This window comes from Citrobacter sp. Cpo148 (assembly GCF_030332375.1).
Taxonomy (GTDB): domain Bacteria; phylum Pseudomonadota; class Gammaproteobacteria; order Enterobacterales; family Enterobacteriaceae; genus Citrobacter; species Citrobacter portucalensis.
The window spans coordinates 1-22,700 of sequence record NZ_JAOWHY010000029.1; the positions used below are offsets into that span (position 1 = coordinate 1).

At 50.4% G+C, this 22,700-nt stretch carries 36 protein-coding genes and 1 rRNA gene; 6 read left to right on the plus strand and 31 right to left on the minus strand.

Annotated features, from left to right (window positions below; genetic code table 11):
- Positions 1 to 12: 12 nt before the first annotated feature.
- Positions 13 to 1,554 (minus strand): 16S ribosomal RNA (locus OGY10_RS01370).
- A 474-nt stretch (positions 1,555 to 2,028) separates the two neighbouring features.
- Here OGY10_RS01370 and OGY10_RS01375 point away from each other — a divergent pair.
- Positions 2,029 to 2,583: a gamma carbonic anhydrase family protein gene (locus OGY10_RS01375; protein ID WP_048215431.1), complete on the plus strand. Its 555-nt coding sequence runs from the start codon at positions 2,029 to 2,031 to the stop codon at positions 2,581 to 2,583.
- On the opposite strand, the gene OGY10_RS01380 is transcribed toward OGY10_RS01375, so the two are convergent.
- The 6 genes from OGY10_RS01380 to dprA are packed head-to-tail and all read right to left on the minus strand — an operon-like array spanning position 2,559 to position 6,351.
- On the minus strand, positions 2,559 to 2,816 hold the full coding sequence (locus tag OGY10_RS01380) for a DUF1488 family protein (RefSeq protein WP_008786281.1): 258 nt from the start codon (positions 2,814 to 2,816) through the stop codon (positions 2,559 to 2,561). The two genes, OGY10_RS01375 and OGY10_RS01380, sit on opposite strands and share 25 nt — an antisense overlap.
- Positions 2,813 to 3,634 (minus strand): shikimate dehydrogenase, encoded by an 822-nt coding sequence (gene aroE, locus OGY10_RS01385; RefSeq protein WP_048215430.1) that lies wholly within the window; start codon positions 3,632 to 3,634, stop codon positions 2,813 to 2,815. Before aroE ends, OGY10_RS01380 begins: the two co-directional genes overlap by 4 nt.
- Position 3,635: 1 nt before the next feature.
- Positions 3,636 to 4,208, minus strand: coding sequence for an L-threonylcarbamoyladenylate synthase type 1 TsaC (gene tsaC / locus OGY10_RS01390; RefSeq protein ID WP_191226726.1), 573 nt, complete (start codon positions 4,206 to 4,208; stop codon positions 3,636 to 3,638).
- Between the two features lie 4 nt (positions 4,209 to 4,212).
- Positions 4,213 to 4,755, minus strand: coding sequence for a DNA topoisomerase family protein (locus OGY10_RS01395; RefSeq protein ID WP_191226725.1), 543 nt, complete (start codon positions 4,753 to 4,755; stop codon positions 4,213 to 4,215).
- A 26-nt stretch (positions 4,756 to 4,781) separates the two neighbouring features.
- On the minus strand, positions 4,782 to 5,255 hold the full coding sequence (gene smg / locus OGY10_RS01400) for a DUF494 family protein Smg (RefSeq protein ID WP_003031162.1): 474 nt from the start codon (positions 5,253 to 5,255) through the stop codon (positions 4,782 to 4,784).
- Positions 5,227 to 6,351, minus strand: coding sequence for a DNA-protecting protein DprA (dprA, locus tag OGY10_RS01405; RefSeq protein WP_103284654.1), 1,125 nt, complete (start codon positions 6,349 to 6,351; stop codon positions 5,227 to 5,229). The genes smg and dprA overlap by 29 nt, the downstream gene beginning before the upstream one ends.
- A gap of 129 nt (positions 6,352 to 6,480) precedes the next feature.
- Between dprA and def the strand changes: the two genes are divergently transcribed.
- From def to mscL, 5 genes are all read left to right on the plus strand, one after another.
- Positions 6,481 to 6,990, plus strand: coding sequence for a peptide deformylase (def, locus tag OGY10_RS01410; protein ID WP_003828283.1), 510 nt, complete (start codon positions 6,481 to 6,483; stop codon positions 6,988 to 6,990).
- A gap of 14 nt (positions 6,991 to 7,004) precedes the next feature.
- Positions 7,005 to 7,952: a methionyl-tRNA formyltransferase gene (gene fmt / locus OGY10_RS01415; RefSeq protein WP_008786286.1), complete on the plus strand. Its 948-nt coding sequence runs from the start codon at positions 7,005 to 7,007 to the stop codon at positions 7,950 to 7,952.
- Positions 7,953 to 8,003: 51 nt separating this feature from the next.
- A complete protein-coding gene (rsmB, locus tag OGY10_RS01420) occupies positions 8,004 to 9,293 on the plus strand; it encodes a 16S rRNA (cytosine(967)-C(5))-methyltransferase RsmB (RefSeq protein WP_191226724.1) in 1,290 nt (429 codons plus the stop codon).
- Between the two features lie 21 nt (positions 9,294 to 9,314).
- Positions 9,315 to 10,691 carry a Trk system potassium transporter TrkA gene (trkA, locus tag OGY10_RS01425; protein WP_003031153.1) on the plus strand — a complete coding sequence of 459 codons (1,377 nt, stop codon included), beginning with the start codon at positions 9,315 to 9,317 and terminating at the stop codon, positions 10,689 to 10,691.
- 141 nt (positions 10,692 to 10,832) lie between these two features.
- A complete protein-coding gene (gene mscL, locus OGY10_RS01430) occupies positions 10,833 to 11,246 on the plus strand; it encodes a large-conductance mechanosensitive channel protein MscL (protein ID WP_003031152.1) in 414 nt (137 codons plus the stop codon).
- Here mscL and arfA read toward each other — a convergent pair.
- The 24 genes from arfA to rpsC form a co-directional block, all read right to left on the minus strand.
- Positions 11,243 to 11,461: an alternative ribosome-rescue factor ArfA gene (gene arfA / locus OGY10_RS01435; RefSeq protein WP_003828276.1), complete on the minus strand. Its 219-nt coding sequence runs from the start codon at positions 11,459 to 11,461 to the stop codon at positions 11,243 to 11,245. The genes mscL and arfA overlap by 4 nt on opposite strands.
- A 57-nt stretch (positions 11,462 to 11,518) precedes the next feature.
- Complete coding sequence (gene zntR / locus OGY10_RS01440; protein WP_003031145.1) at positions 11,519 to 11,944, minus strand: Zn(2+)-responsive transcriptional regulator; 426 nt, start codon at positions 11,942 to 11,944, stop codon at positions 11,519 to 11,521.
- A gap of 10 nt (positions 11,945 to 11,954) precedes the next feature.
- Positions 11,955 to 12,323 carry a DnaJ family domain-containing protein gene (locus OGY10_RS01445; protein WP_191226723.1) on the minus strand — a complete coding sequence of 123 codons (369 nt, stop codon included), beginning with the start codon at positions 12,321 to 12,323 and terminating at the stop codon, positions 11,955 to 11,957.
- A gap of 107 nt (positions 12,324 to 12,430) precedes the next feature.
- Positions 12,431 to 12,814, minus strand: coding sequence for a 50S ribosomal protein L17 (rplQ, locus tag OGY10_RS01450; RefSeq protein ID WP_001216370.1), 384 nt, complete (start codon positions 12,812 to 12,814; stop codon positions 12,431 to 12,433).
- A gap of 40 nt (positions 12,815 to 12,854) precedes the next feature.
- Positions 12,855 to 13,844: a DNA-directed RNA polymerase subunit alpha gene (locus OGY10_RS01455; RefSeq protein ID WP_003031139.1), complete on the minus strand. Its 990-nt coding sequence runs from the start codon at positions 13,842 to 13,844 to the stop codon at positions 12,855 to 12,857.
- A 25-nt stretch (positions 13,845 to 13,869) separates the two neighbouring features.
- The gene (rpsD, locus tag OGY10_RS01460; RefSeq protein ID WP_003031138.1) at positions 13,870 to 14,490 is read right to left on the minus strand and encodes a 30S ribosomal protein S4; all 621 of its coding nucleotides are present in this window, start codon (positions 14,488 to 14,490) and stop codon (positions 13,870 to 13,872) included.
- Positions 14,491 to 14,523: 33 nt separating this feature from the next.
- Entirely contained in the window at positions 14,524 to 14,913 is a 390-nt protein-coding gene (rpsK, locus tag OGY10_RS01465; RefSeq protein ID WP_003031137.1) for a 30S ribosomal protein S11, read from the minus strand.
- A gap of 16 nt (positions 14,914 to 14,929) precedes the next feature.
- Positions 14,930 to 15,286 carry a 30S ribosomal protein S13 gene (rpsM, locus tag OGY10_RS01470; RefSeq protein WP_003031135.1) on the minus strand — a complete coding sequence of 119 codons (357 nt, stop codon included), beginning with the start codon at positions 15,284 to 15,286 and terminating at the stop codon, positions 14,930 to 14,932.
- Between the two features lie 146 nt (positions 15,287 to 15,432).
- A complete protein-coding gene (gene rpmJ, locus OGY10_RS01475; RefSeq protein ID WP_000868187.1) occupies positions 15,433 to 15,549 on the minus strand; it encodes a 50S ribosomal protein L36 in 117 nt (38 codons plus the stop codon).
- Between the two features lie 30 nt (positions 15,550 to 15,579).
- Entirely contained in the window at positions 15,580 to 16,911 is a 1,332-nt protein-coding gene (gene secY / locus OGY10_RS01480) for a preprotein translocase subunit SecY (protein ID WP_001118864.1), read from the minus strand.
- A 7-nt stretch (positions 16,912 to 16,918) separates the two neighbouring features.
- Positions 16,919 to 17,353: a 50S ribosomal protein L15 gene (rplO, locus tag OGY10_RS01485; protein ID WP_003031132.1), complete on the minus strand. Its 435-nt coding sequence runs from the start codon at positions 17,351 to 17,353 to the stop codon at positions 16,919 to 16,921.
- A gap of 3 nt (positions 17,354 to 17,356) precedes the next feature.
- Positions 17,357 to 17,536 (minus strand): 50S ribosomal protein L30, encoded by a 180-nt coding sequence (rpmD, locus tag OGY10_RS01490; RefSeq protein ID WP_001140434.1) that lies wholly within the window; start codon positions 17,534 to 17,536, stop codon positions 17,357 to 17,359.
- 3 nt (positions 17,537 to 17,539) lie between these two features.
- Positions 17,540 to 18,043, minus strand: a complete 504-nt coding sequence (gene rpsE, locus OGY10_RS01495) for a 30S ribosomal protein S5 (protein WP_003031131.1) — start codon at positions 18,041 to 18,043, stop codon at positions 17,540 to 17,542.
- A 14-nt stretch (positions 18,044 to 18,057) separates the two neighbouring features.
- A complete protein-coding gene (gene rplR / locus OGY10_RS01500) occupies positions 18,058 to 18,411 on the minus strand; it encodes a 50S ribosomal protein L18 (protein WP_000358960.1) in 354 nt (117 codons plus the stop codon).
- 9 nt (positions 18,412 to 18,420) lie between these two features.
- Positions 18,421 to 18,954, minus strand: coding sequence for a 50S ribosomal protein L6 (rplF, locus tag OGY10_RS01505; protein ID WP_003031129.1), 534 nt, complete (start codon positions 18,952 to 18,954; stop codon positions 18,421 to 18,423).
- Between the two features lie 12 nt (positions 18,955 to 18,966).
- Positions 18,967 to 19,359: a 30S ribosomal protein S8 gene (rpsH, locus tag OGY10_RS01510; protein ID WP_003031127.1), complete on the minus strand. Its 393-nt coding sequence runs from the start codon at positions 19,357 to 19,359 to the stop codon at positions 18,967 to 18,969.
- Between the two features lie 30 nt (positions 19,360 to 19,389).
- Complete coding sequence (rpsN, locus tag OGY10_RS01515) at positions 19,390 to 19,695, minus strand: 30S ribosomal protein S14 (RefSeq protein WP_003031125.1); 306 nt, start codon at positions 19,693 to 19,695, stop codon at positions 19,390 to 19,392.
- 14 nt (positions 19,696 to 19,709) lie between these two features.
- Complete coding sequence (rplE, locus tag OGY10_RS01520; RefSeq protein WP_003031123.1) at positions 19,710 to 20,249, minus strand: 50S ribosomal protein L5; 540 nt, start codon at positions 20,247 to 20,249, stop codon at positions 19,710 to 19,712.
- A 14-nt stretch (positions 20,250 to 20,263) separates the two neighbouring features.
- On the minus strand, positions 20,264 to 20,578 hold the full coding sequence (rplX, locus tag OGY10_RS01525) for a 50S ribosomal protein L24 (protein ID WP_003031122.1): 315 nt from the start codon (positions 20,576 to 20,578) through the stop codon (positions 20,264 to 20,266).
- Positions 20,579 to 20,588: 10 nt separating this feature from the next.
- A complete protein-coding gene (gene rplN, locus OGY10_RS01530) occupies positions 20,589 to 20,960 on the minus strand; it encodes a 50S ribosomal protein L14 (protein WP_000613954.1) in 372 nt (123 codons plus the stop codon).
- 163 nt (positions 20,961 to 21,123) lie between these two features.
- Complete coding sequence (gene rpsQ / locus OGY10_RS01535; protein WP_003031120.1) at positions 21,124 to 21,378, minus strand: 30S ribosomal protein S17; 255 nt, start codon at positions 21,376 to 21,378, stop codon at positions 21,124 to 21,126.
- A complete protein-coding gene (rpmC, locus tag OGY10_RS01540; protein WP_000644742.1) occupies positions 21,378 to 21,569 on the minus strand; it encodes a 50S ribosomal protein L29 in 192 nt (63 codons plus the stop codon). The genes rpsQ and rpmC overlap by 1 nt, the downstream gene beginning before the upstream one ends.
- On the minus strand, positions 21,569 to 21,979 hold the full coding sequence (rplP, locus tag OGY10_RS01545; protein ID WP_000941208.1) for a 50S ribosomal protein L16: 411 nt from the start codon (positions 21,977 to 21,979) through the stop codon (positions 21,569 to 21,571). Before rplP ends, rpmC begins: the two co-directional genes overlap by 1 nt.
- 12 nt (positions 21,980 to 21,991) lie before the next feature.
- The gene (rpsC, locus tag OGY10_RS01550; RefSeq protein WP_000529945.1) at positions 21,992 to 22,693 is read right to left on the minus strand and encodes a 30S ribosomal protein S3; all 702 of its coding nucleotides are present in this window, start codon (positions 22,691 to 22,693) and stop codon (positions 21,992 to 21,994) included.
- Positions 22,694 to 22,700: the final 7 nt, after the last annotated feature.

Here is a 22,700-nt window from a genome sequence, read left to right on the forward strand (position 1 = left end):
GGTTCTTTAAGGTAAGGAGGTGATCCAACCGCAGGTTCCCCTACGGTTACCTTGTTACGACTTCACCCCAGTCATGAATCACAAAGTGGTAAGCGCCCTCCCGAAGGTTAAGCTACCTACTTCTTTTGCAACCCACTCCCATGGTGTGACGGGCGGTGTGTACAAGGCCCGGGAACGTATTCACCGTGGCATTCTGATCCACGATTACTAGCGATTCCGACTTCATGGAGTCGAGTTGCAGACTCCAATCCGGACTACGACATACTTTATGAGGTCCGCTTGCTCTCGCGAGGTCGCTTCTCTTTGTATATGCCATTGTAGCACGTGTGTAGCCCTACTCGTAAGGGCCATGATGACTTGACGTCATCCCCACCTTCCTCCAGTTTATCACTGGCAGTCTCCTTTGAGTTCCCGGCCTAACCGCTGGCAACAAAGGATAAGGGTTGCGCTCGTTGCGGGACTTAACCCAACATTTCACAACACGAGCTGACGACAGCCATGCAGCACCTGTCTCAGAGTTCCCGAAGGCACCAAAGCATCTCTGCTAAGTTCTCTGGATGTCAAGAGTAGGTAAGGTTCTTCGCGTTGCATCGAATTAAACCACATGCTCCACCGCTTGTGCGGGCCCCCGTCAATTCATTTGAGTTTTAACCTTGCGGCCGTACTCCCCAGGCGGTCGACTTAACGCGTTAGCTCCGGAAGCCACGCCTCAAGGGCACAACCTCCAAGTCGACATCGTTTACGGCGTGGACTACCAGGGTATCTAATCCTGTTTGCTCCCCACGCTTTCGCACCTGAGCGTCAGTCTTTGTCCAGGGGGCCGCCTTCGCCACCGGTATTCCTCCAGATCTCTACGCATTTCACCGCTACACCTGGAATTCTACCCCCCTCTACAAGACTCTAGCCTGCCAGTTTCGGATGCAGTTCCCAGGTTGAGCCCGGGGATTTCACATCCGACTTGACAGACCGCCTGCGTGCGCTTTACGCCCAGTAATTCCGATTAACGCTTGCACCCTCCGTATTACCGCGGCTGCTGGCACGGAGTTAGCCGGTGCTTCTTCTGCGAGTAACGTCAATCGCTGCGGTTATTAACCACAACGCCTTCCTCCTCGCTGAAAGTACTTTACAACCCGAAGGCCTTCTTCATACACGCGGCATGGCTGCATCAGGCTTGCGCCCATTGTGCAATATTCCCCACTGCTGCCTCCCGTAGGAGTCTGGACCGTGTCTCAGTTCCAGTGTGGCTGGTCATCCTCTCAGACCAGCTAGGGATCGTCGCCTAGGTGAGCCGTTACCCCACCTACTAGCTAATCCCATCTGGGCACATCCGATGGCAAGAGGCCCGAAGGTCCCCCTCTTTGGTCTTGCGACGTTATGCGGTATTAGCTACCGTTTCCAGTAGTTATCCCCCTCCATCGGGCAGTTTCCCAGACATTACTCACCCGTCCGCCACTCGTCACCCAAGGAGCAAGCTCCTCTGTGCTACCGTTCGACTTGCATGTGTTAGGCCTGCCGCCAGCGTTCAATCTGAGCCATGATCAAACTCTTCAATTTAAAAGTTTGATGCTCAATGAATTAAACTTCGTAATGAATTACGTGTTCACTCGTTGAGACTTGGTATTCATTTTTCGTCTTGCGACGTTAAGAATCCGTATCTTCGAGTGCCCACACAGATTGTCTGATAAATTGTTAAAGAGCAGTTGCGACGCGCTTTAGCGCTCTGTCGCGAGGTGGCGTATATTACGCTTTCCTCTTTCAGAGTCAACCCTCATTTTCAGGTTTTTCTCTTCAACCGAACCGGCTGTTTGCGTGAAGTGATTCACATCCGCCGTGTCGATGGAGGCGCATTATAGGGATCCCATTTTTTAGCACAAGTATTTTTTGGATCTTTTTTTCTGAATGCTTGTTTTTCACTCCTTTCGCTACATTCCTGCGCAATTTGGCTGATTTTTGATAGCTAAACCACTTGCACAGTCTCAATAATCCAACCAAAGTCTTCATTACTGCTCTATTTTCGTTGAGGTAAACATGTCTGATGTACTGCGTCCTTATAAGGATCTTTTCCCACAGATCGGAAATCGCGTAATGATCGACACCAGCAGTGTCGTCATTGGTGATGCCCGTTTGGCTGATGATGTCGGAATTTGGCCACTGGTTGCCATTCGTGGCGACGTTAACTATGTACAAATTGGTGCCCGTACAAACATTCAGGACGGCAGCGTTCTCCATGTCACACATAAATCCACGTCTAATCCGCAGGGTAATCCATTGATCGTGGGTGAGGATGTAACGGTCGGTCATAAGGTCATGCTACACGGCTGTATCATTGGCAACCGCGTATTAGTCGGCATGGGTTCGATTCTGCTGGATGGCGTGGTAGTAGAAGACGACGTTATGATTGGGGCTGGGAGCCTGGTTCCCCAAAACAAACGCCTGGAAAGCGGGTATCTGTACCTGGGAAGCCCGGTTAAACAAATCCGTCCATTAAGCGATGAAGAGAAAGCAGGCTTACAATATTCAGCTAACAACTATGTTAAGTGGAAAGATGAATATTTAAGTCAGAGTAACCAAACCCAACCTTGAGCATCTTCCTGCTGGGCCTGGATCAATCCTTCAGCTTCTTCTTCCAAATCCCAGCGATGCTGTTGAAAGATTTCCAACCACTGTTCAGGCGTGTCGCCGCCAAAGCGGGACGCCAGCATCTCTCCAGAGATGGCACATGTTAACTGCATACCATGAACCATCGCCGGAAACACAACGGCGTTGACATCCGTGCGCCATTCTTCTCGATCGGGAAACTGGATCGCCTGATTCATGCCGACAATTCCTGCTGCATGCTTTTAATGACGGGTTCAATCTGCGGCAAAACCCCATGCCAGAGTAAAACGGCGTGCGCTGCTTGCCCCACCAGCATACCCAGGCCATCAGCATATTGTTTCGCCCCATGTTCGGCACACCAGGAGAGGAACGGTGTATCTCCTTTCTGATAAAACATGTCATAACAATAGACAGATGGGTGAATAAGAGATGTCGGAATAGCCGGTATCTCACCGCTAATTCCGCTGGATGTCGCGTTAATAATTAGATCAAAACTGTAATTATCAAGCTCGTCCATTCCTACCGCCTGTACGCTGCCGGTATGGGAGAAGATTTGTGCCAGTTCTTCAGCGCGCGAAGCGGTACGGTTAACAATAGTCACCGCACAATCCATAGAAAGAAGAGGTAATAAAACTCCACGGGATGCACCACCCGCACCAATCAACAGAACTCGCGATCCGGGACGAATAAAAGATAAACGCTCAAGATCGCTCAACAAGCCGATACCATCCGTGTTGTCTCCCAGTAAACGTCCATCCTCCAGCCGTTTAAGGGTATTGACGGCTCCAGCAAGCGATGCCCGCTCCGTTAGTTCATCGGCACGTGCAAATGCCTCTTCTTTAAAAGGCACGGTGACATTTGCCCCCTTCCCGCCCTCAGCAAAAAAAGCGTTCAGCGTATTCACAAAATCATTGATAGGCGCCAGTACACGCCCATAGGAGTGATCAATCTTCAGCTGCTCTGCAAATTGCTGATGAATAAAGGGCGATTTACTGTGCGCTATCGGATTACCAAAAACAGCATAGGCTTCTTTCATATTACCCCTGTCGAAACTGTTCACCTGTTAGAGCATCACGGATCTCCGAAGGATTCAAACGCCCCCCGGTCTCCCCTTCAACCACGGGAAAGTCTGTACCGAACTGTGCGCGAACTTCCTCTACCGTTCTGCAAGGCGGTAAGCCACTCAAATTAGCACTGGTAGAAACTAACGGTTTGCCATAAGCCTGGCACAACGCAACCACCAGCGGGTGATCGGTGACGCGAACAGCCAGAGAATCAAAGCGCCCGGTCAACCAGCGTGGCGTTGTCGCAAGCGCTGGGAAAACGAAGGTAACAGGACCAGGCCAACGGGCGAAAACAGCGTCACGTTGAGCATCGGTGAGCATGCTATCGTCGATATATGGTTTAAGTTGTTCAAAGTTTGACGCGATTAAAATTAACCCTTTATCGACCGGACGTTGTTTTAGCGCCAACAAACGGGTTACAGCCGTTTCGCTATCGGGGTCGCAGCCGACACCAAATACAGCTTCAGTTGGATAGGCGATGACTTTTTCTTGTTTCAGAACCACTATCGCAGCAACGATAGGATCTGTGGGCAGGTTATTATTCACTTTTTTATTCCGCCGGAATCGGCTTTCCACATTGTTTACTGGCACAGAAATGCTTCACACCCTGCGCGGTTTTCTTTTCGATGAGAAGCGGATAATGACACTCAGGACATTCTCCGGCTAACGGTTTGAAGTTAATGACAAACTGGCACTCCGGATAGCGATCGCAGGAGTAAAAGGTTTTGCCATAACGGGAACGCCGCTGGACAAGATGACCAGTCTGGCATTGAGGACAGACTATTGCTGTTTCATCAGGCTTGTCGATGAGCTCGGTGTGATCGCACGCAGGATAGTCACTGCATCCAATAAACATACCGAATCGTCCCTGTCTCAGCACCAGCTCAGCGCCACATGCAGGACAAAGCTTACCCTCCAGAACTTTGACAACATGTCCGTCCGCGGAAGATTTCAGCGGACGGATGTAATCGCATTCTGGATAGTGTGAACAACCGAGAAACGGACCGTGTTTCCCGGAACGAATAACCAGTTCAGCCCCGCATTGTGGGCAGGGCTCGTTTTTACGCACCGTGAACAGTGCTGATTTAGCCATAACAACTCATACTGAATGAAGATTGATTAATGCAGCATACCTTCATTCACTTCAAAGAGTAATTCTTCCATTTGCTGATAGGCATTTTCACAACCTGGAATGTTGAATAGCACCATCAGAATCACCCACTTCAGGTCTTCCAGATCGAACTCTGCCGTATCCAGCGCGAGTACGCGCTCAATAACCATTTCTCGCGTTTCGAGGTTTAGCACCTGAATCTGCTCCAGGAATAGCAGGAATCCTCTACAGCTTGCATCCAGTCGATCGCACTCTTCCGCAGTATAAATACGTATAGAAAGAGGGTCCGATGCCAGCTGCATAGGTTCAGCAAGGCCATCCTGATAGTCAGCAAGCTTCTCCAGCCAAAGTAACGCGTTGTAAATGTCTTCACGATCAAAACCAGCGTCGGTAAGATCCCGTTCCAGTTTGTCCTGATCCACACGCAGCTCAGCTTCGTTATGGATATATGTCTCAAACAAATACATTAGTACGTCGAACATGGCATGCCCTCCTCAATCGGACATAGCCGCCGGGTACAGCTGCGATCCACCCTGCTAACTCCAGTTCGAGCAGTTGAGCCACTACCTCTGGCACAGGTTGGCCGGCACGTTCAGCGACGACGTCAACAGGTGTTACCTCATCTCCTACGTTAGCCAGGAGCTCCGGAAATGGCAATGCCACCTCTTCGTGATCTGGCGAATAAATTGATTTTTCAGGTTCATCTGGCAACCATTGCAGCCCATATTGCAAATTTTCAAGAATTTCCTCTGGTGTCGTCACAAGCATGGCTCCCTGCTGAATAAGCCAATGCGGGCCTTCACTTCCCGGGCTCCCAATCGGCCCTGGTAAAGCAAACACCTCCCGCCCTTGTTCAATTGCACAGCGAGCAGTAACCAGTGAACCACTACGCTGTGCAGCTTCGACAACCAGTACACCTTTACTTAGACCACTGATAATACGATTTCGTCGGGGAAAATTGCGCGGCAAAGGGAGCGTATCTAATGGGAACTCAGACACCAGTGCGCCCCCTGCTTCAATCAGTCGTTCCGCAAGACGGATATGCTGTCGTGGGTGAATGGTCTCAAGTCCATTTCCCAGCACCGCAATGCTTGTGCCTTGTCGGTTTATCGCAGCATTGTGCGCCACGCCATCAATCCCCCGGGCCAGACCGCTGGTGATCGTCACCCCACATGCAACAAGCTTTTCACAAAAAAACCGTCCCCAGCGTTCGCCATACCATGAGTGTTGTCGACTACCGACAACGGCAACTTGAAATGAGTGGAGGCATGCGGGAGCTCCTGCAACAAAAAGCACCCCAGGATAATCCTCAATCGCACGGAGCTGTGGCGGATAATGCTCGCTGTCGGCAACCACAAAATGGTGGTTAGGCTGTTCAAGCCAGCGCAGCGTTTTTTCCAGCGTCAGATCTGAAAAGGTTAAAAAGCGTCTTGCCTGGCGTGGAGAGAATCCTGCCTGCAAGAGTACCGCGTTGTTAATGCACGGTTGAGTGTTGAGCCAGTGAGCAACGCGCACTATCTCATCACCATACAGTTCATTCACTTGCGCTAAACGTAGCCAAATTTCGATTTGGGTCATCCCTGTTCCCCTGCCACAAGCAGTCCTGGCAATCTTTGCGATTGGTCACTGATGCTGTCAATCAGAGGGGGTTTTGTCTAGAATAGAGGTAATAATCTTTTCAACTCCTGAACTCAACTCTGGATAACTATGTCAGTTTTGCAAGTGTTACATATTCCGGACGAGCGCCTTCGCAAAGTCGCAAAACCGGTTGAAGAAGTGAATGCAGAAATTCAGCGTATCGTTGATGATATGTTCGAAACGATGTACGCCGAAGAAGGTATCGGTCTGGCAGCAACACAGGTCGATATTCATCAGCGCATCATTGTTATTGATGTCTCTGAAAATCGCGATGAGCAGTTGGTACTCATTAACCCAGAACTGCTGGAAAAAGACGGCGAAACCGGTATTGAAGAAGGCTGTCTGTCTATTCCTGAACAGCGTGCGTTAGTACCACGTGCAGAGAAAGTAAAAATTCGTGCGCTCGATCGCGACGGCAAATCTTTTGAACTGGAAGCCGATGGCCTGCTCGCTATCTGCATTCAACATGAAATGGATCACCTGGTCGGTAAACTATTTATCGATTATCTGTCTCCGTTGAAGCAACAACGCATTCGTCAGAAAGTTGAAAAACTCGACCGCCTGAACGCCCGAGCTTAAGGACAAGAATCAACGTGTCAGACTCACTACGTATTATTTTTGCGGGTACACCTGACTTTGCAGCGCGTCATCTCGACGCGCTGCTGTCTTCTGGACATAACGTCGTTGGCGTGTTTACCCAACCGGACCGCCCGGCGGGACGCGGTAAAAAGCTGATGCCCAGCCCGGTAAAAGTGCTGGCAGAAGAAAAAGGGATACCGGTCTTTCAACCCGTCTCTCTTCGCCCTCAGGAAAACCAGCAGTTGGTTGCTGATTTACACGCAGACGTGATGGTGGTGGTGGCATATGGCCTGATTCTGCCAAAAGCCGTACTGGAAATGCCGCGCCTGGGTTGTATCAACGTTCACGGTTCCCTGCTTCCGCGCTGGCGGGGTGCAGCACCGATCCAGCGCTCACTGTGGGCAGGCGACGCCGAAACCGGTGTTACCATCATGCAGATGGATGTTGGCCTCGACACCGGTGATATGCTGCTGAAGCTGTCCTGCCCAATTACGGCAGAAGATACCAGCGGTTCGTTATATGACAAGCTGGCAGACCTGGGGCCTCAGGGGCTGATTGAAACGCTAAAACAGCTGGCTGCCGGTACAATAAAACCGGTGGTACAAGACGAATCACTGGTTACGCATGCAGAAAAACTCAGCAAAGAAGAGGCCCGTATCGACTGGTCGCTTTCGGCTGTTCAATTGGAACGCTGCATCCGCGCCTTTAACCCCTGGCCAATGAGCTGGCTTGAAATCGATGGTCAGCCAGTGAAAGTCTGGCAAGCTTCGGTTATTGCTGTAAACACCCAGGCCGAGCCAGGCACCATTCTAGAGGCGACAAAGCAGGGTATCCAGGTCGCAACAGGCGACGGCATTCTGAATCTTATCTCTTTGCAGCCTGCCGGTAAAAAAGCCATGAGCGCGCAGGATCTACTTAATTCGCGCCGGGAGTGGTTCGTGCCCGGAAACCGTCTGGCCTGACGGTTCATCTCTTTAAGCCCGGTGTCTCCGGGCATTTTTATTTTTGCGCTTATGAAAAAACATCTTAATTTACGCAGTATGACGGCCCAGGCCGTCGAACAGGTTGTCGAGAAAGGACAATCACTAAGTAACGTGCTGCCCGCCATGCAGCAAAAAGTTGCCGATAAAGACAAAGCACTGTTACAGGAGCTTTGCTTCGGCGTATTGCGTACACTCTCTCAACTGGAGTGGATGATCCAGCAACTGATGGAACGTCCAATGACGGGCAAACAGCGCACCGTTCACTACCTGATCATGGTGGGCTTCTACCAACTGTTGCATACTCGTATTCCAGCACACGCTGCGTTAGCTGAGACCGTAGAAGGCGCGGTCGTTATTAAGCGTCCACAGCTGAAAGGGCTGATCAACGGCGTACTGCGCCAGTTTCAACGCCGTCAGGATGAACTGCTGGCCGAGTTTGCGCAAAGCGATTTGCGCTTCTTACACCCTTCCTGGCTGGTGAAACGTATTAAGAGTGCGTATCCGCAGAAATGGGAAGCCATTCTTGAAGCCAATAACCAGCGACCGCCGATGTGGCTACGAGTCAATCGTAATCACCATACTCGCGACGCCTGGCTAGACCTGCTTACCGAAGCGGGATTAACCGGTTTCTCGCATCCAGACTACCCGGATGCAGTGCGTCTGGAAACACCGGCTCCAGTTCACGCCCTCCCTGGTTTTGACGAAGGTTGGGTCACCGTTCAGGATGCCTCCGCTCAAGGATGCGTAAATTATCTGTTGCCGGAGGACGGTGAACAGATCCTCGACCTGTGCTGTGCGCCGGGCGGTAAAACCACTCACATTCTGGAAGTTGCTCCGCTAGCTAACGTCATGGCCGTCGATGTGGATGAAAAACGCTTATCGCGCGTTTACGACAATCTGAAACGTCTGGGCATGAAGGCAACCGTAAAACAGGGGGATGGCCGCTATCCACAGCAGTGGTGCGGTGAACAACAGTTTGACCGTATTTTGCTGGACGCTCCATGTTCTGCTACCGGGGTGATCCGTCGCCATCCTGATATCAAATGGCTGCGCCGCGACCGGGATATTGCCGAACTTGCCCAATTGCAGGCTGAGATCCTGAATGCTACCTGGTCACATCTTAAATCTGGCGGCACGCTGGTGTATGCAACGTGCTCTATCCTGCCAGAAGAGAACCAACAGCAAATTGCCGCCTTCCTGGCACGCACACCGGATGCGGTATTAAGCGAAACCGGTACGCCGGAAAAACCCGGACGTCAGAATTTACCGGGTGCGGAAGATGGCGATGGCTTCTTTTACGCTAAGCTAATCAAAAAGTGATGAGATAACGGGTCGCGACTGATGAAAATTATCATTCTGGGCGCAGGGCAAGTTGGCGGTACGCTGGCTGAAAACCTGGTCGGAGAGAACAACGATATCACGGTAGTCGATACCAATGGCGAACGCCTGCGCAGCCTGCAGGACAAGTTTGATCTCCGTGTCGTGCAAGGGCATGGTTCGCATCCCCGCGTATTACGTGAAGCCGGTGCCGACGATGCCGATATGCTGGTTGCCGTAACCAGCTCAGATGAAACAAATATGGTTGCCTGCCAGGTAGCTTATTCACTGTTTAATACGCCTAATCGCATCGCCCGTATTCGTTCACCAGATTACGTTCGCGATGCCGACAAGCTGTTCCAATCCGATGCGGTGCCAATCGATCACCTGATTGCGCCTGAGCAACTGGTTATCGATAGCATTTATCGCCTGATTGAATATCCGGGCGCATTGCAGGTGGTGAATTTTGCCGAAGGTAAAGTCAGTCTGGCAGTAGTAAAAGCCTATTACGGCGGGCCGCTTATCGGTAATGCGCTGTCAACAATGCGTGAGCATATGCCGCACATCGATACCCGCGTTGCGGCGATTTTCCGTCATGACCGACCGATCCGTCCGCAAGGTTCTACGATCGTTGAAGCGGGTGATGAAGTCTTCTTTATTGCGGCATCACAGCATATACGCGCCGTAATGAGCGAACTGCAGCGTCTGGAAAAACCGTACAAACGCATTATGTTAGTGGGTGGCGGTAATATCGGCGCTGGTCTGGCACGTCGTCTGGAAAAAGATTACAGCGTCAAACTGATCGAACGTAATCAACAACGCGCATCGGAGCTTGCGGAGAAACTGCAAAATACGATCGTCTTTTTTGGTGATGCCTCGGATCAAGAGCTGCTGGCAGAAGAACATATCGATCAGGTTGATCTGTTCATCGCAGTGACCAACGATGATGAAGCAAATATCATGTCGGCGATGCTTGCCAAACGGATGGGTGCCAAGAAAGTAATGGTGTTGATCCAGCGCAGAGCATACGTCGATCTGGTGCAAGGCAGCGTGATCGATATTGCGATTTCACCGCAGCAGGCGACCATCTCCGCGCTGCTGAGCCACGTGCGTAAAGCTGATATTGTTGGCGTTTCTTCACTTCGCCGTGGCGTCGCGGAAGCCATTGAAGCCGTCGCACACGGGGATGAAACGACGTCGAGAGTTGTAGGGCGTTCAATTGATGAAATTAAACTTCCGCCCGGAACCATTATTGGCGCCGTTGTACGTGGTAACGATGTCATGATTGCCAACGATAACCTGCGCATTGAGCAGGGCGATCACGTAATTATGTTCCTGACAGATAAAAAGTTTATTACCGACGTCGAGCGACTATTCCAGCCAAGTCCTTTCTTCCTGTAATAATTTGGGCGCTAATACAGCGCCCTTTTTATTTCCCTTTATTTTTCATGGTCTAATAAATTTTCCTTTCGGCAATACATAAATGGAAATTGCCTAAACATTTGTTAAACTTATAAACGTCAGCTGCATAGGGAGAATAAAATGAGCATTATTAAAGAGTTTCGCGAATTCGCGATGCGCGGGAATGTTGTCGATTTGGCAGTGGGTGTCATTATTGGTGCGGCATTCGGTAAGATTGTTTCATCACTGGTTGCCGATATCATTATGCCGCCGCTGGGGCTGTTAATTGGTGGAATTGATTTTAAACAGTTTGCTTTAACGCTACGTGATGCACAGGGAGACATCCCTGCCGTGGTCATGCATTACGGTGTATTTATTCAGAATGTATTCGATTTCATTATTGTTGCGTTTGCTATCTTTATGGCAATCAAACTGATCAACAAACTGAACCGTAAAAAAGCGGAAGAGCCGGCAGCACCGCCAGCTCCATCGAAAGAAGAAGTATTGCTAAGTGAAATTCGTGACCTGCTGAAAGAACAGAATAACCGCTCTTAAGCACTCACTGAAACAAGAAGGCCAGTGGTAAAAAAGTTAATTACTTTCTTGCCACTGGCCTCCCAGTTACCCCGATTGCCATGTTTGCCTTTTCGCAGATAACTTCCTTTCCCTTTCTTATTTTTCTCAACGCGCTGTCTGAACAGTGGGTCATGCAGAAGCGCCTCAATGGCGTTGTCCTTTATCTGCCCTTTGGTGTGCTGATAACGACTCATACTATCTCCAGTTTGTAGTAATTTACGCCGCGAGTGTAGACCTGGCAGTTCAAGAAATCAACAGCCTGATGTTGTTCCGCTGGCGCCTTGCTCAAGAGCTTCAAGAATAGAGCAGTACACGCTGCTGTGTGCCTTGCCGCAGCATGCATCATTCAATCGCTGCAGTGACCGCTGCATCGTCTGAAGTTCAGCAATGCGGGCTTCGACTTCTTGCAGTCTTTCCTGGACGATCCCTTTTGATTCCTGACAGGTATGGTGTTCGGGATCAACCCGGATCGAAAGCAATTCACGGATCGACTCCAGAGTGAAACCAAGCTGCCGGGCATAACGAATAAACTTCAAGCGCTGAAGATCGCTTTCTGTATAGAGGCGAAATCCACCTTCAGTACGCACTTCATGCTCCATCATCTGCTGCTTTTCATAGTAGCGGATAGTATCCGGCGTCACGTCAGCCAGTTTCGCTATTTCACCAATTCGGTACATGCTCTCTCCGCTATTCATCGTTGATCTTTTTTAGCAGCTTATCTGCGTAGTCACCGCGCAAAAACTCGGTGCTGAGTCCAGCCTGCCGAAGTTTAAGTTCCAGTAGCGACAGTCTTCGGCTCACCTCAGGATAACTGGGATCATCTTTGCGGATCCCCGCGAGTATTTCAAGCAGCTGTATTGCCTCTCTGCGTTGCTCGAGCTCAGGAGGAAGGCAACCTGCATTTTTTAATAAACGGTATCCGGCTCGGAGTTCAGGCGGGACATGGGAGTCATCGTCAAGAGTCAGCGGTTCGCCCGTTCCCGGTAAATCATTAAACTCGCCTTTAGACTGTGCATCAATAATATGGCGCTCTGCCCACTGGTCCAGTAACCACATACAACACTCCAGGGGATGAACAAAAAGAGTACAGATATTGTAGATAAGTGGGGATATGACGGATATAAAAAAACCCGCCGAGGCGGGTTTTTTTACGTTACTACAGATTACTCTGCAGCAGCTTCTGTTTTCTCTGAACGATCAACCAGCTCGATGTATGCCATCGGCGCGTTGTCGCCTGCACGGAAACCACACTTCAGAATGCGAGTGTAACCACCGGCGCGGCTCGCAAAACGCGGGCCCAGTTCGTTAAACAGTTTTGCCACGATCTCGTTATCACGAGTACGGGCGAATGCCAGACGACGATTAGCTACGCTATCAGTCTTGGCAAGAGTAATCAGCGGCTCAACTACGCGACGCAGCTCTTTCGCTTTCGGCAGAGTCGTCTTGATGATTTCATGACGAACCAGTGAACCTGCCATATTGCGGAACATAGCCTGGCGATGGCTGCTGTTGCGGTTCAGTTGACGACCACTCTTACGATGGCGCATGACCTTATCCTTCTCAGTAAAACCTTAACCTGTGATCCGGTTACTCGTCAGCGATGCTTGCCGGTGGCCAGTTTTCCAGGCGCATGCCCAGAGACAGTCCACGGGAAGCCAGCACGTCTTTAATCTCGGTAAGAGATTTTTTACCAAGGTTAGGCGTCTTAAGAAGCTCAACCTCAGTACGCTGTACCAGATCACCGATATAGTGGATAGCTTCTGCTTTGAGGCAGTTAGCAGAGCGGACAGTCAATTCCAGATCGTCAACAGGGCGCAGCAGGATCGGATCGAATTCTGGTTTCTCTTCTTTAACTTCCGGCTGACGTACATCACGTAAATCAACGAAAGCTTCCAGTTGTTCAGCCAGAATGGTTGCCGCACGACGAATCGCCTCTTCAGGATCGATTGTGCCGTTGGTTTCCATTTCGATGACCAGCTTGTCCAGGTCGGTACGCTGTTCTACACGCGCTGCTTCAACATTGTAGGCAATACGCTCTACAGGGCTGTAGCATGCGTCGACCAGCAGACGGCCGATTGGGCGCTCATCTTCTTCCGAATGAATTCGGGTAGAAGCCGGCACATAACCACGACCGCGCTGAACTTTGATACGCATGCTAATAGATGCATTCTCATCGGTCAGGTGGCAGATCACGTGCTGTGGCTTGACGATTTCGACATCACCATCATGGGTAATGTCGGCTGCAGTCACAGGGCCAATGCCAGATTTATTCAAGGTAAGAATAACGTCATCTTTACCCTGAACTCTCACCGCCAGCCCTTTCAGGTTGAGCAGGATTTCCAGGATATCTTCCTGAACGCCTTCTTTGGTGCTGTACTCATGTAGTACACCATCAATCTCAACCTCGGTCACCGCGCAACCCGGCATCGATGAGAGCAGAATACGGCGCAGTGCGTTACCCAAAGTATGGCCAAAGCCACGCTCTAAAGGCTCAAGGGTCACCTTGGCGTGCGTCGAACTCACTTGCTCGATATCTACCAGGCGCGGTTTTAGAAACTCTGTCACAGAACCCTGCATTGTGTCCTCTCTTTGGTACTAAGCTTTACTTGGAGTAAAGCTCGACGATCAGGTGTTCGTTAATGTCCGCAGACAGATCAGAACGCTCCGGCTTACGCTTGAACGTACCTTCCATCTTGCCAGCATCAACTTCCAGCCAGGTTGGCTTTTCACGCTGCTCAGCCAGCTCCAGAGCGGCTTTCACGCGAGACTGCTTCTTCGCTTTCTCACGAATGCTAACAACGTCATTCGGACTAACCTGATAAGAAGCGATGTTAACAACACGACCGTTTACCATAATTGCTTTATGGCTGACCAGCTGACGTGCTTCTGCACGAGTGGCACCGAAGCCCATACGGTATACAACGTTGTCCAGACGACCTTCCAGCAGACCCAACAGGTTTTCACCGGTGTTGCCTTTCAGACGTGCTGCTTCTTTGTAGTAGTTACGGAACTGACGCTCCAGCACACCGTAGATACGGCGAACTTTTTGCTTTTCACGCAACTGCACACCATAGTCAGACAGACGCGGTTTACGCGCACCGTGCTGGCCAGGAGCTTGTTCAATTTTACACTTGGTATCGATCGCGCGAACGCCAGACTTAAGGAATAAGTCAGTGCCCTCACGACGGCTCAGCTTGAGCTTAGGACCCAAATATCTTGCCATTTTCTTTCTCCAACAATCCTAGAAACGACAGCGTTATACGCGACGTTTTTTCGGCGGACGACAACCGTTATGAGGGATCGGAGTCACATCAGTAATATTAGTGATGCGGAAACCAGCGGCGTTCAGAGCACGAACAGTAGATTCGCGACCTGGACCCGGTCCTTTGACCATAACTTCCAGATTCTTGATACCGTATTCTTTTACGGCTTCAGCGCAACGCTCTGCTGCAACCTGAGCTGCAAACGGAGTGGATTTGCGAGAACCACGGAAACCGGAACCACCGGCTGTTGCCCAACCCAGTGCGTTACCCTGACGATCAGTAATGGTAACGATGGTGTTGTTAAAAGAAGCATGGATATGAGCCACGCCGTCAGAGACTTGTTTTCTTACACGTTTACGTGCACGAATTGGTGCCTTTGCCATTATTCAATCACCCCGATTATTTCTTGATCGGTTTGCGCGGACCCTTACGGGTACGTGCGTTGGTCTTGGTACGCTGACCGCGAACCGGGAGACCACGACGATGACGCAAACCGCGATAGCAACCAAGGTCCATAAGGCGCTTGATGCTCATGCTAACTTCACGGCGCAGATCACCTTCAACGACAAATTTGGCAACTTCGTCACGCAGCGTGTCGATTTGTTCTTCAGACAGCTCACTGATCTTAACATCTTCAGCGATACCCGCGGCAGCCAGAATGGCTTTAGAACGGGTCTTGCCGACGCCGTAGATCGAAGTTAATGCGATCACAGCATGTTTCTGATCAGGAATGTTAATGCCTGCTATACGGGCCACTATGCACTCCTACTATTTAATATGTACGCACCATGCTGAAAAGCCCGTTTTCAGGATACTCAAATGGAAACGCACAGACATACAAAAGATTGGCTGGCTAATCTAGCCAGCTCAACCCAACTTTGCAAGAAAAATATGCGAATAAATCAGCCTTGGCGCTGTTTATGCTTCGGCTCGGCACTGCAAATCACACGGATGACACCATCACGCTTAACGATTTTGCAGTTACGGCATAATTTCTTGACGGAAGCACGAACTTTCATTTTTACTCTCCGTAACTTCTCGGGCGACTGTTAACGGCCGTAGCCTTTCAGATTCGCCTTCTTCAATGCAGACTCGTACTGACTTGACATCATCAGAGTTTGCACTTGAGCCATAAAGTCCATAATCACGACAACAACGATAAGCAGTGAGGTCCCACCGAAGTAGAACGGTACTTTCATTGCATCACGCATGAACTCCGGGATCAGGCAGATAAAGGTAATATAGAGCGCACCAACCAAAGTCAGGCGGGTCATTACTTTATCGATATACTTCGCCGTTTGCTCTCCCGGACGAATTCCTGGTACAAATGCACCGGACTTCTTCAGGTTATCTGCTGTTTCACGCGGGTTGAAGACCAACGCCGTGTAGAAGAAACAGAAGAATATGATTGCAGACGCATAGAGTAACACATAAAGCGGTTGCCCAGGCTGCAAATACAGCGAAATTGTTGTCAGCCAGTTCCAACCAGTCCCGCCCCCGAACCATGACGCGATGGTCGCCGGGAACAGAATAATACTGGAAGCGAAGATTGCCGGGATTACCCCCGCCATATTCACTTTCAGCGGTAAATGTGTGCTCTGTGCAGCATAGACACGACGACCTTGCTGACGTTTCGCGTAGTTTACCACAATACGGCGTTGACCACGCTCAACAAATACAACAAAGAACGTCACTGCGAATACTAATACTGCAACCAACAGCAACACGAGGAAGTGCAGGTCGCCTTGACGCGCTTGCTCGATAGTATGGGCAATGGCTGGCGGGAGTCCCGCGACAATACCGGCGAAGATAATGATTGAGATACCGTTGCCGATACCACGTTCAGTAATCTGTTCGCCCAACCACATCAGGAACATCGTCCCTGTAACCAGACTTACAACAGCGGTGAAATAGAATGCAAAGCCTGGGTTCATCACCAGGCCCTGCATACCAGGCATATTCGGCAGACCGGTAGCAATACCGATCGACTGGAATATTGCCAGCACCAGAGTACCGTAGCGGGTGTACTGGCTGATCTTACGACGACCAGACTCCCCTTCTTTCTTAATTTCTGCCAGCGTTGGATGAACCACCGTCAGCAGCTGGATAATGATCGACGCCGAAATATACGGCATGATCCCCAGAGCAAAGATAGAAGCACGGCTGAGAGCACCACCAGAGAACATGTTAAACATTTCAATGATGGTGCCTCGCTGTTGCTCAAGCAGTTTGGCAAGTACAGCGGCATCAATACCAGGGATCGGAATGAAAGAGCCAATACGGAACACAATCAGCGCGCCGATTACAAACAGCAGTCTGCGTTTCAGCTCGCCTAAGCCACCTTTGGCACTTTGAAAATCTAATCCCGGTTGTTTAGCCATCTGCTACTTATTCCTCGATTTTACCGCCAGCAGCTTCGATAGCAGCACGAGCGCCTTTAGTAACACGCAGGCCACGAACAGTTACCGGAGTAGTGACTTCACCAGCCAGGATCACTTTCGCGAACTCGATCTGGATACCGATAATGTTAGCTGCTTTCAGCGTGTTCAGGTCTACAACACCGCCTTCAACTTTAGCCAGGTCAGACAGACGAACTTCGGCTGTAATCGCTGCTTTACGTGAAGTGAAGCCGAATTTCGGCAGACGACGGTACAGAGGCATCTGACCACCCTCGAAACCGCGACGTACGCCACCGCCAGAACGAGACTTCTGACCTTTGTGACCACGACCACCGGTTTTACCGAGGCCAGAACCGATACCACGACCCAGGCGGCGAGCCGCTTTTTTAGAGCCTTCGGCCGGAGACAGAGTATTTAAACGCATCTCTTACTCCTCAACTTTAACCATGAAGGAAACCGCGTTGACCATACCACGAACAGCAGGAGTATCCTCGCGCTCTACGGTGTGACCAATACGACGCAGACCCAGGCCAAGCAGCGTTGCCTTGTGTTTCGGCAGACGACCGATTGCACTGCGGGTTTGAGTAATTTTAATAGTCTTTGCCATGGTTTATTTCCCCAGAATTTCTTCAACGGATTTACCACGCTTGGCAGCGACCATTTCCGGAGATTTCATATTTTCCAGGCCATCGATAGTTGCACGCACCACGTTAATCGGGTTAGTGGAACCATACGCTTTAGCCAGAACGTTACGAACTCCAGCGACTTCCAGAACGGCGCGCATTGCACCACCGGCGATGATACCGGTACCTTCGGAAGCCGGCTGCATGAATACACGAGAACCCGTGTGAGTACCCTTAACCGGGTGCTGCAGGGTGCCGTGGTTCAGCGCGACGTTAATCATATTGCGACGGGCTTTTTCCATCGCTTTCTGGATCGCTGCTGGAACTTCACGCGCTTTACCGTAACCAAAACCAACGCGACCGTTACCATCACCAACTACAGTCAGAGCTGTGAAGGAGAAAATACGACCACCTTTAACGGTTTTAGATACGCGGTTAACCGCGATCAGCTTTTCCTGCAGTTCGCCAGCTTGTTTTTCGATGTGAGCCATCTTACACCTCTACCTTAGAACTGAAGGCCAGCTTCACGGGCAGCATCTGCCAGTGCCTGGACACGACCATGATATTGGAACCCGGAACGGTCAAAAGAAACATCTTTGATGCCTTTTTCCAGAGCGCGTTCAGCAACAGCTTTACCTACAGCTGCAGCAGCGTCTTTGTTACCGGTGTACTTCAATTGTTCAGCGATAGCTTTTTCTACAGTAGAAGCAGCTACCAGAACTTCAGAACCGTTCGGTGCAATTACCTGTGCGTAAATATGACGCGGGGTACGATGTACCACCAGGCGAGTTGCACCCAGCTCCTGGAGCTTGCGGCGTGCGCGGGTCGCACGACGGATACGAGCAGATTTCTTATCCATAGTGTTACCTTACTTCTTCTTAGCCTCTTTGGTACGCACGACTTCGTCGGCGTAACGAACACCCTTGCCTTTATAAGGCTCAGGACGACGGTAGGCGCGCAGATCTGCTGCAACCTGACCGATCAGCTGTTTATCAGCGCCTTTCAGCACGATTTCAGTCTGAGACGGACATTCTGCAGTGATTCCCGCAGGCAGCTGATGGTCAACTGGGTGAGAGAAACCTAAAGCCAGGTTTACTACATTCCCTTTAACCGCTGCACGATAACCTACACCAACCAGCTGAAGCTTCTTAGTGAAGCCTTCGGTAACACCGACAACCATTGCATTCAGCAGGGCACGCGCGGTACCAGCCTGAGCCCATCCATCAGCGTAACCATCACGCGGACCGAAGGTCAGTGCATTATCTGCATGATTTACTGCAACAGCATCGTTGAGAGTACGAGTCAGCTCGCCGTTTTTACCTTTGATCGTAATAACCTGACCGTTGATTTTTACATCAACGCCGGCAGGAATAACGACCGGTGCTTTAGCAACACGAGACATTTTTTCCTCCGATTAGGCTACGTAGCAGATAATTTCGCCACCAAGACCAGCCTGGCGCGCTGCACGATCAGTCATAACACCTTTAGAGGTAGAAACAACTGCGATACCCATGCCAGCCATAACTTTCGGCAGCTCGTCTTTACGCTTATAAATGCGCAGACCTGGGCGACTGACACGCTGAATGCTTTCTACAACAGCTTTACCCTGGAAATACTTGAGAGTAAGTTCCAGTTCCGGCTTGGTGTCGCCTTCAACTTTAAAATCTTCAATAAAACCTTCTTCCTTCAGCACGTTGGCAATTGCCACTTTCAGCTTGGAGGAAGGCATGGTGACCGCAGCTTTATTCGCGGCCTGACCGTTACGGATACGGGTCAGCATATCCGCGATCGGATCTTGCATGCTCATCTGTCTTTACTCCCGTGATTCAATTGGTAATTACCAGCTAGCCTTTTTCAAGCCTGGTACTTCACCGCGCATGGCGGCTTCACGCAGTTTGATACGGCTCAACCCGAACTTGCCCACATAGCCATGCGGACGACCTGTTTGACGGCAGCGGTTACGCTGACGGGACGGGCTGGAATCACGCGGCAGAGACTGCAGCTTGAGAACTGCGTTCCAACGATCTTCGTCGGTCGCGTTCACATCAGAGATAATAGCTTTCAGTTCAGCGCGTTTTGCGAAGTACTTATCAGCTAAAGCTACGCGCTTTACTTCGCGTGCTTTCATTGATTGCTTAGCCATTCAGTAACCCTACCTTACTTGCGGAACGGGAAGTCAAAGGCAGCCAGCAGAGCACGGCCTTCTTCATCAGATTTCGCAGTAGTGGTAATGGTAATATCCAAACCACGCACGCGGTCGACTTTATCGTAGTCGATTTCTGGGAAGATGATCTGCTCACGGACACCCATGCTGTAGTTACCACGACCGTCAAAAGACTTAGCGGACAAGCCACGGAAGTCACGGATACGTGGAACAGCAATAGTGATCAGGCGCTCAAAGAACTCCCACATGCGTTCGCCACGCAGAGTTACTTTACAGCCGATCGGATAGCCCTGACGGATTTTGAAGCCTGCAACTGATTTGCGTGCTTTGGTGATCAGCGGTTTTTGACCGGAGATTGCTGTCAGGTCAGCTGCTGCGTTATCCAGCAGTTTCTTGTCAGCGATCGCTTCACCAACACCCATGTTCAGGGTGATCTTCTCGACCCGAGGGACTTGCATGACAGAATTGTAGTTAAACTCAGTCATGAGTTTAGCGACTACTTCGTCTTTGTAGTAATCATGCAGTTTCGCCATCGTACTACTCCAAATTACTTGATAGTTTCGCTGTTAGATTTAAAGAAACGGACTTTTTTGCCGTCTTCGAATCTAAAGCCTACACGGTCAGCCTTGCCGGTTGCCGCGTTGAAGATAGCAAGGTTAGAGATCTGAATAGCTGCTTCTTTCTCTACGATGCCGCCTGGTTGGTTCAGGGCCGGAACCGGCTTCTGATGTTTCTTAACCAGGTTGATACCTTCAACAATGACCTTGCCGGAAGACAGGACATTCTTAACTTTACCGCGTTTACCTTTATCTTTACCGGTTAACACGATAACTTCGTCATCACGACGGATCTTCGCTGCCATGATTCGCTCCTTAGAGTACTTCTGGTGCCAGAGAGATAATTTTCATGAACTTCTCGTTACGAAGTTCACGAGTTACCGGCCCAAAAATACGCGTACCGATAGGTTGCTCGCTGTTATTGTTTAAAATAACGCATGCATTACCATCGAAGCGAATGACAGAACCGTCCGGGCGACGAACACCCTTCTTGGTGCGCACCACTACCGCCTTCAGCACATCACCTTTTTTGACCTTACCACGCGGAATTGCTTCCTTGATGGTGATCTTGATGATATCGCCGACGCCTGCGTAGCGACGGTGCGAGCCACCCAGAACCTTGATACACATTACGCGACGTGCACCGGAGTTGTCGGCGACGTTCAGCATAGTCTGTTCTTGGATCATTTTAGTGCTCCGCTAATGTCAACTACTACTGAGACCCGAAAATCAGGTCGTTAAAAAAGCCCCATATCGGGGGCGCGGCATTATAACACCGCTTCAACGATATGGGTAGAAAAAATAAACGGCTCATCGCTGAGCCGTTTATTCGTTGAGAATGCCTACTGTATTACAGAACGGCTTTCTCTACAACGCGAACCAGCGTCCAGGACTTAGTCTTGGACAGCGGACGGCATTCGCGGATTTCAACCACGTCACCAGTACCGCATTCGTTGTTCTCGTCATGTACGTGCAGTTTGGTCGTACGCTTAATGAATTTACCGTAGATCGGGTGTTTCACAAAACGTTCGATAGCAACAACGATGGATTTCTCCATTTTATCGCTAACAACGCGACCTTGCAGAGTACGGATTTTATCGGTCATTACGCACCCGCCTTCTCAGTCAGTAAAGTCTTAACGCGTGCGACGTCACGACGCACTTGCTTCAACAGGTGAGACTGTTGCAGCTGGCCACTTGCAGCCTGCATACGCAGGTTGAACTGCTCACGCAGCAGATTCAGCAGCTCGGTGTTCAGCTCTTCAACACTCTTCTCACGCAGCTCTTTTGCTTTCATTACATCACCGTCTTAGTTACAAAGGTGGTTTTAATCGGCAGTTTCGCTGCTGCCAGCTTGAATGCTTCACGGGCCAGCTCTTCCGGTACGCCGTCCATTTCATACAGGACTTTACCCGGCTGAATCAAGGCAACCCAATACTCCACGTTACCTTTACCTTTACCCATACGCACTGCCAGCGGCTTTTCAGTGATCGGTTTGTCCGGGAATACACGGATCCAGATCTTACCTTGACGCTTAACTGCACGGGTCATAGCACGACGTGCTGCTTCGATCTGACGGGCAGTCAGACGACCACGGCCAACAGCTTTCAGACCGAAGCTGCCGAAGCTAACATCCGCGCCAGCAGCCAGACCGCGGTTACGGCCTTTGTGCATTTTACGGAATTTTGTACGCTTTGGTTGTAACATCAGCGACGCTCCTTATTTACGGCCTTTACGCTGCTGCTTTTTAGGTTGCGCAGCCGGTTTTTCCGGTTGTTCAACAGCAGCCATACCACCCAGGATCTCGCCTTTGAAGATCCACACTTTAACGCCGATTACACCGTAAGTGGTGTGCGCTTCAGAGGTGTTGTAGTCGATGTCAGCACGCAGAGTGTGCAGAGGTACGCGACCTTCGCGGTACCATTCGGTACGTGCGATTTCCGCGCCGCCCAGACGGCCGCTAACTTCAACTTTGATACCTTTAGCGCCCAGACGCATTGCGTTCTGTACAGCACGCTTCATAGCACGACGGAACATAACACGACGTTCCAGCTGAGAAGTGATGCTGTCAGCAACCAATTTTGCGTCCAGTTCAGGCTTACGCACTTCGGCGATATTGATCTGAGCAGGAACGCCAGCAATATCCGCTACGACTTTGCGCAGTTTTTCTACGTCTTCGCCTTTCTTACCGATAACGATACCCGGGCGAGCGGTGTGAATGGTCACACGGATGCTCTTAGCCGGACGCTCGATAACGATACGAGATACAGACGCTTTCGCCAGTTCCTTAGTCAGGTACTGACGTACTTTAAAATCGCTGTCCAGGTTGTCAGCGAATTCTTTGGTGTTCGCAAACCAGGTTGAGTTCCATGGTTTTACAATACCCAGGCGAATACCATTAGGATGTACTTTCTGACCCATTGCTAGT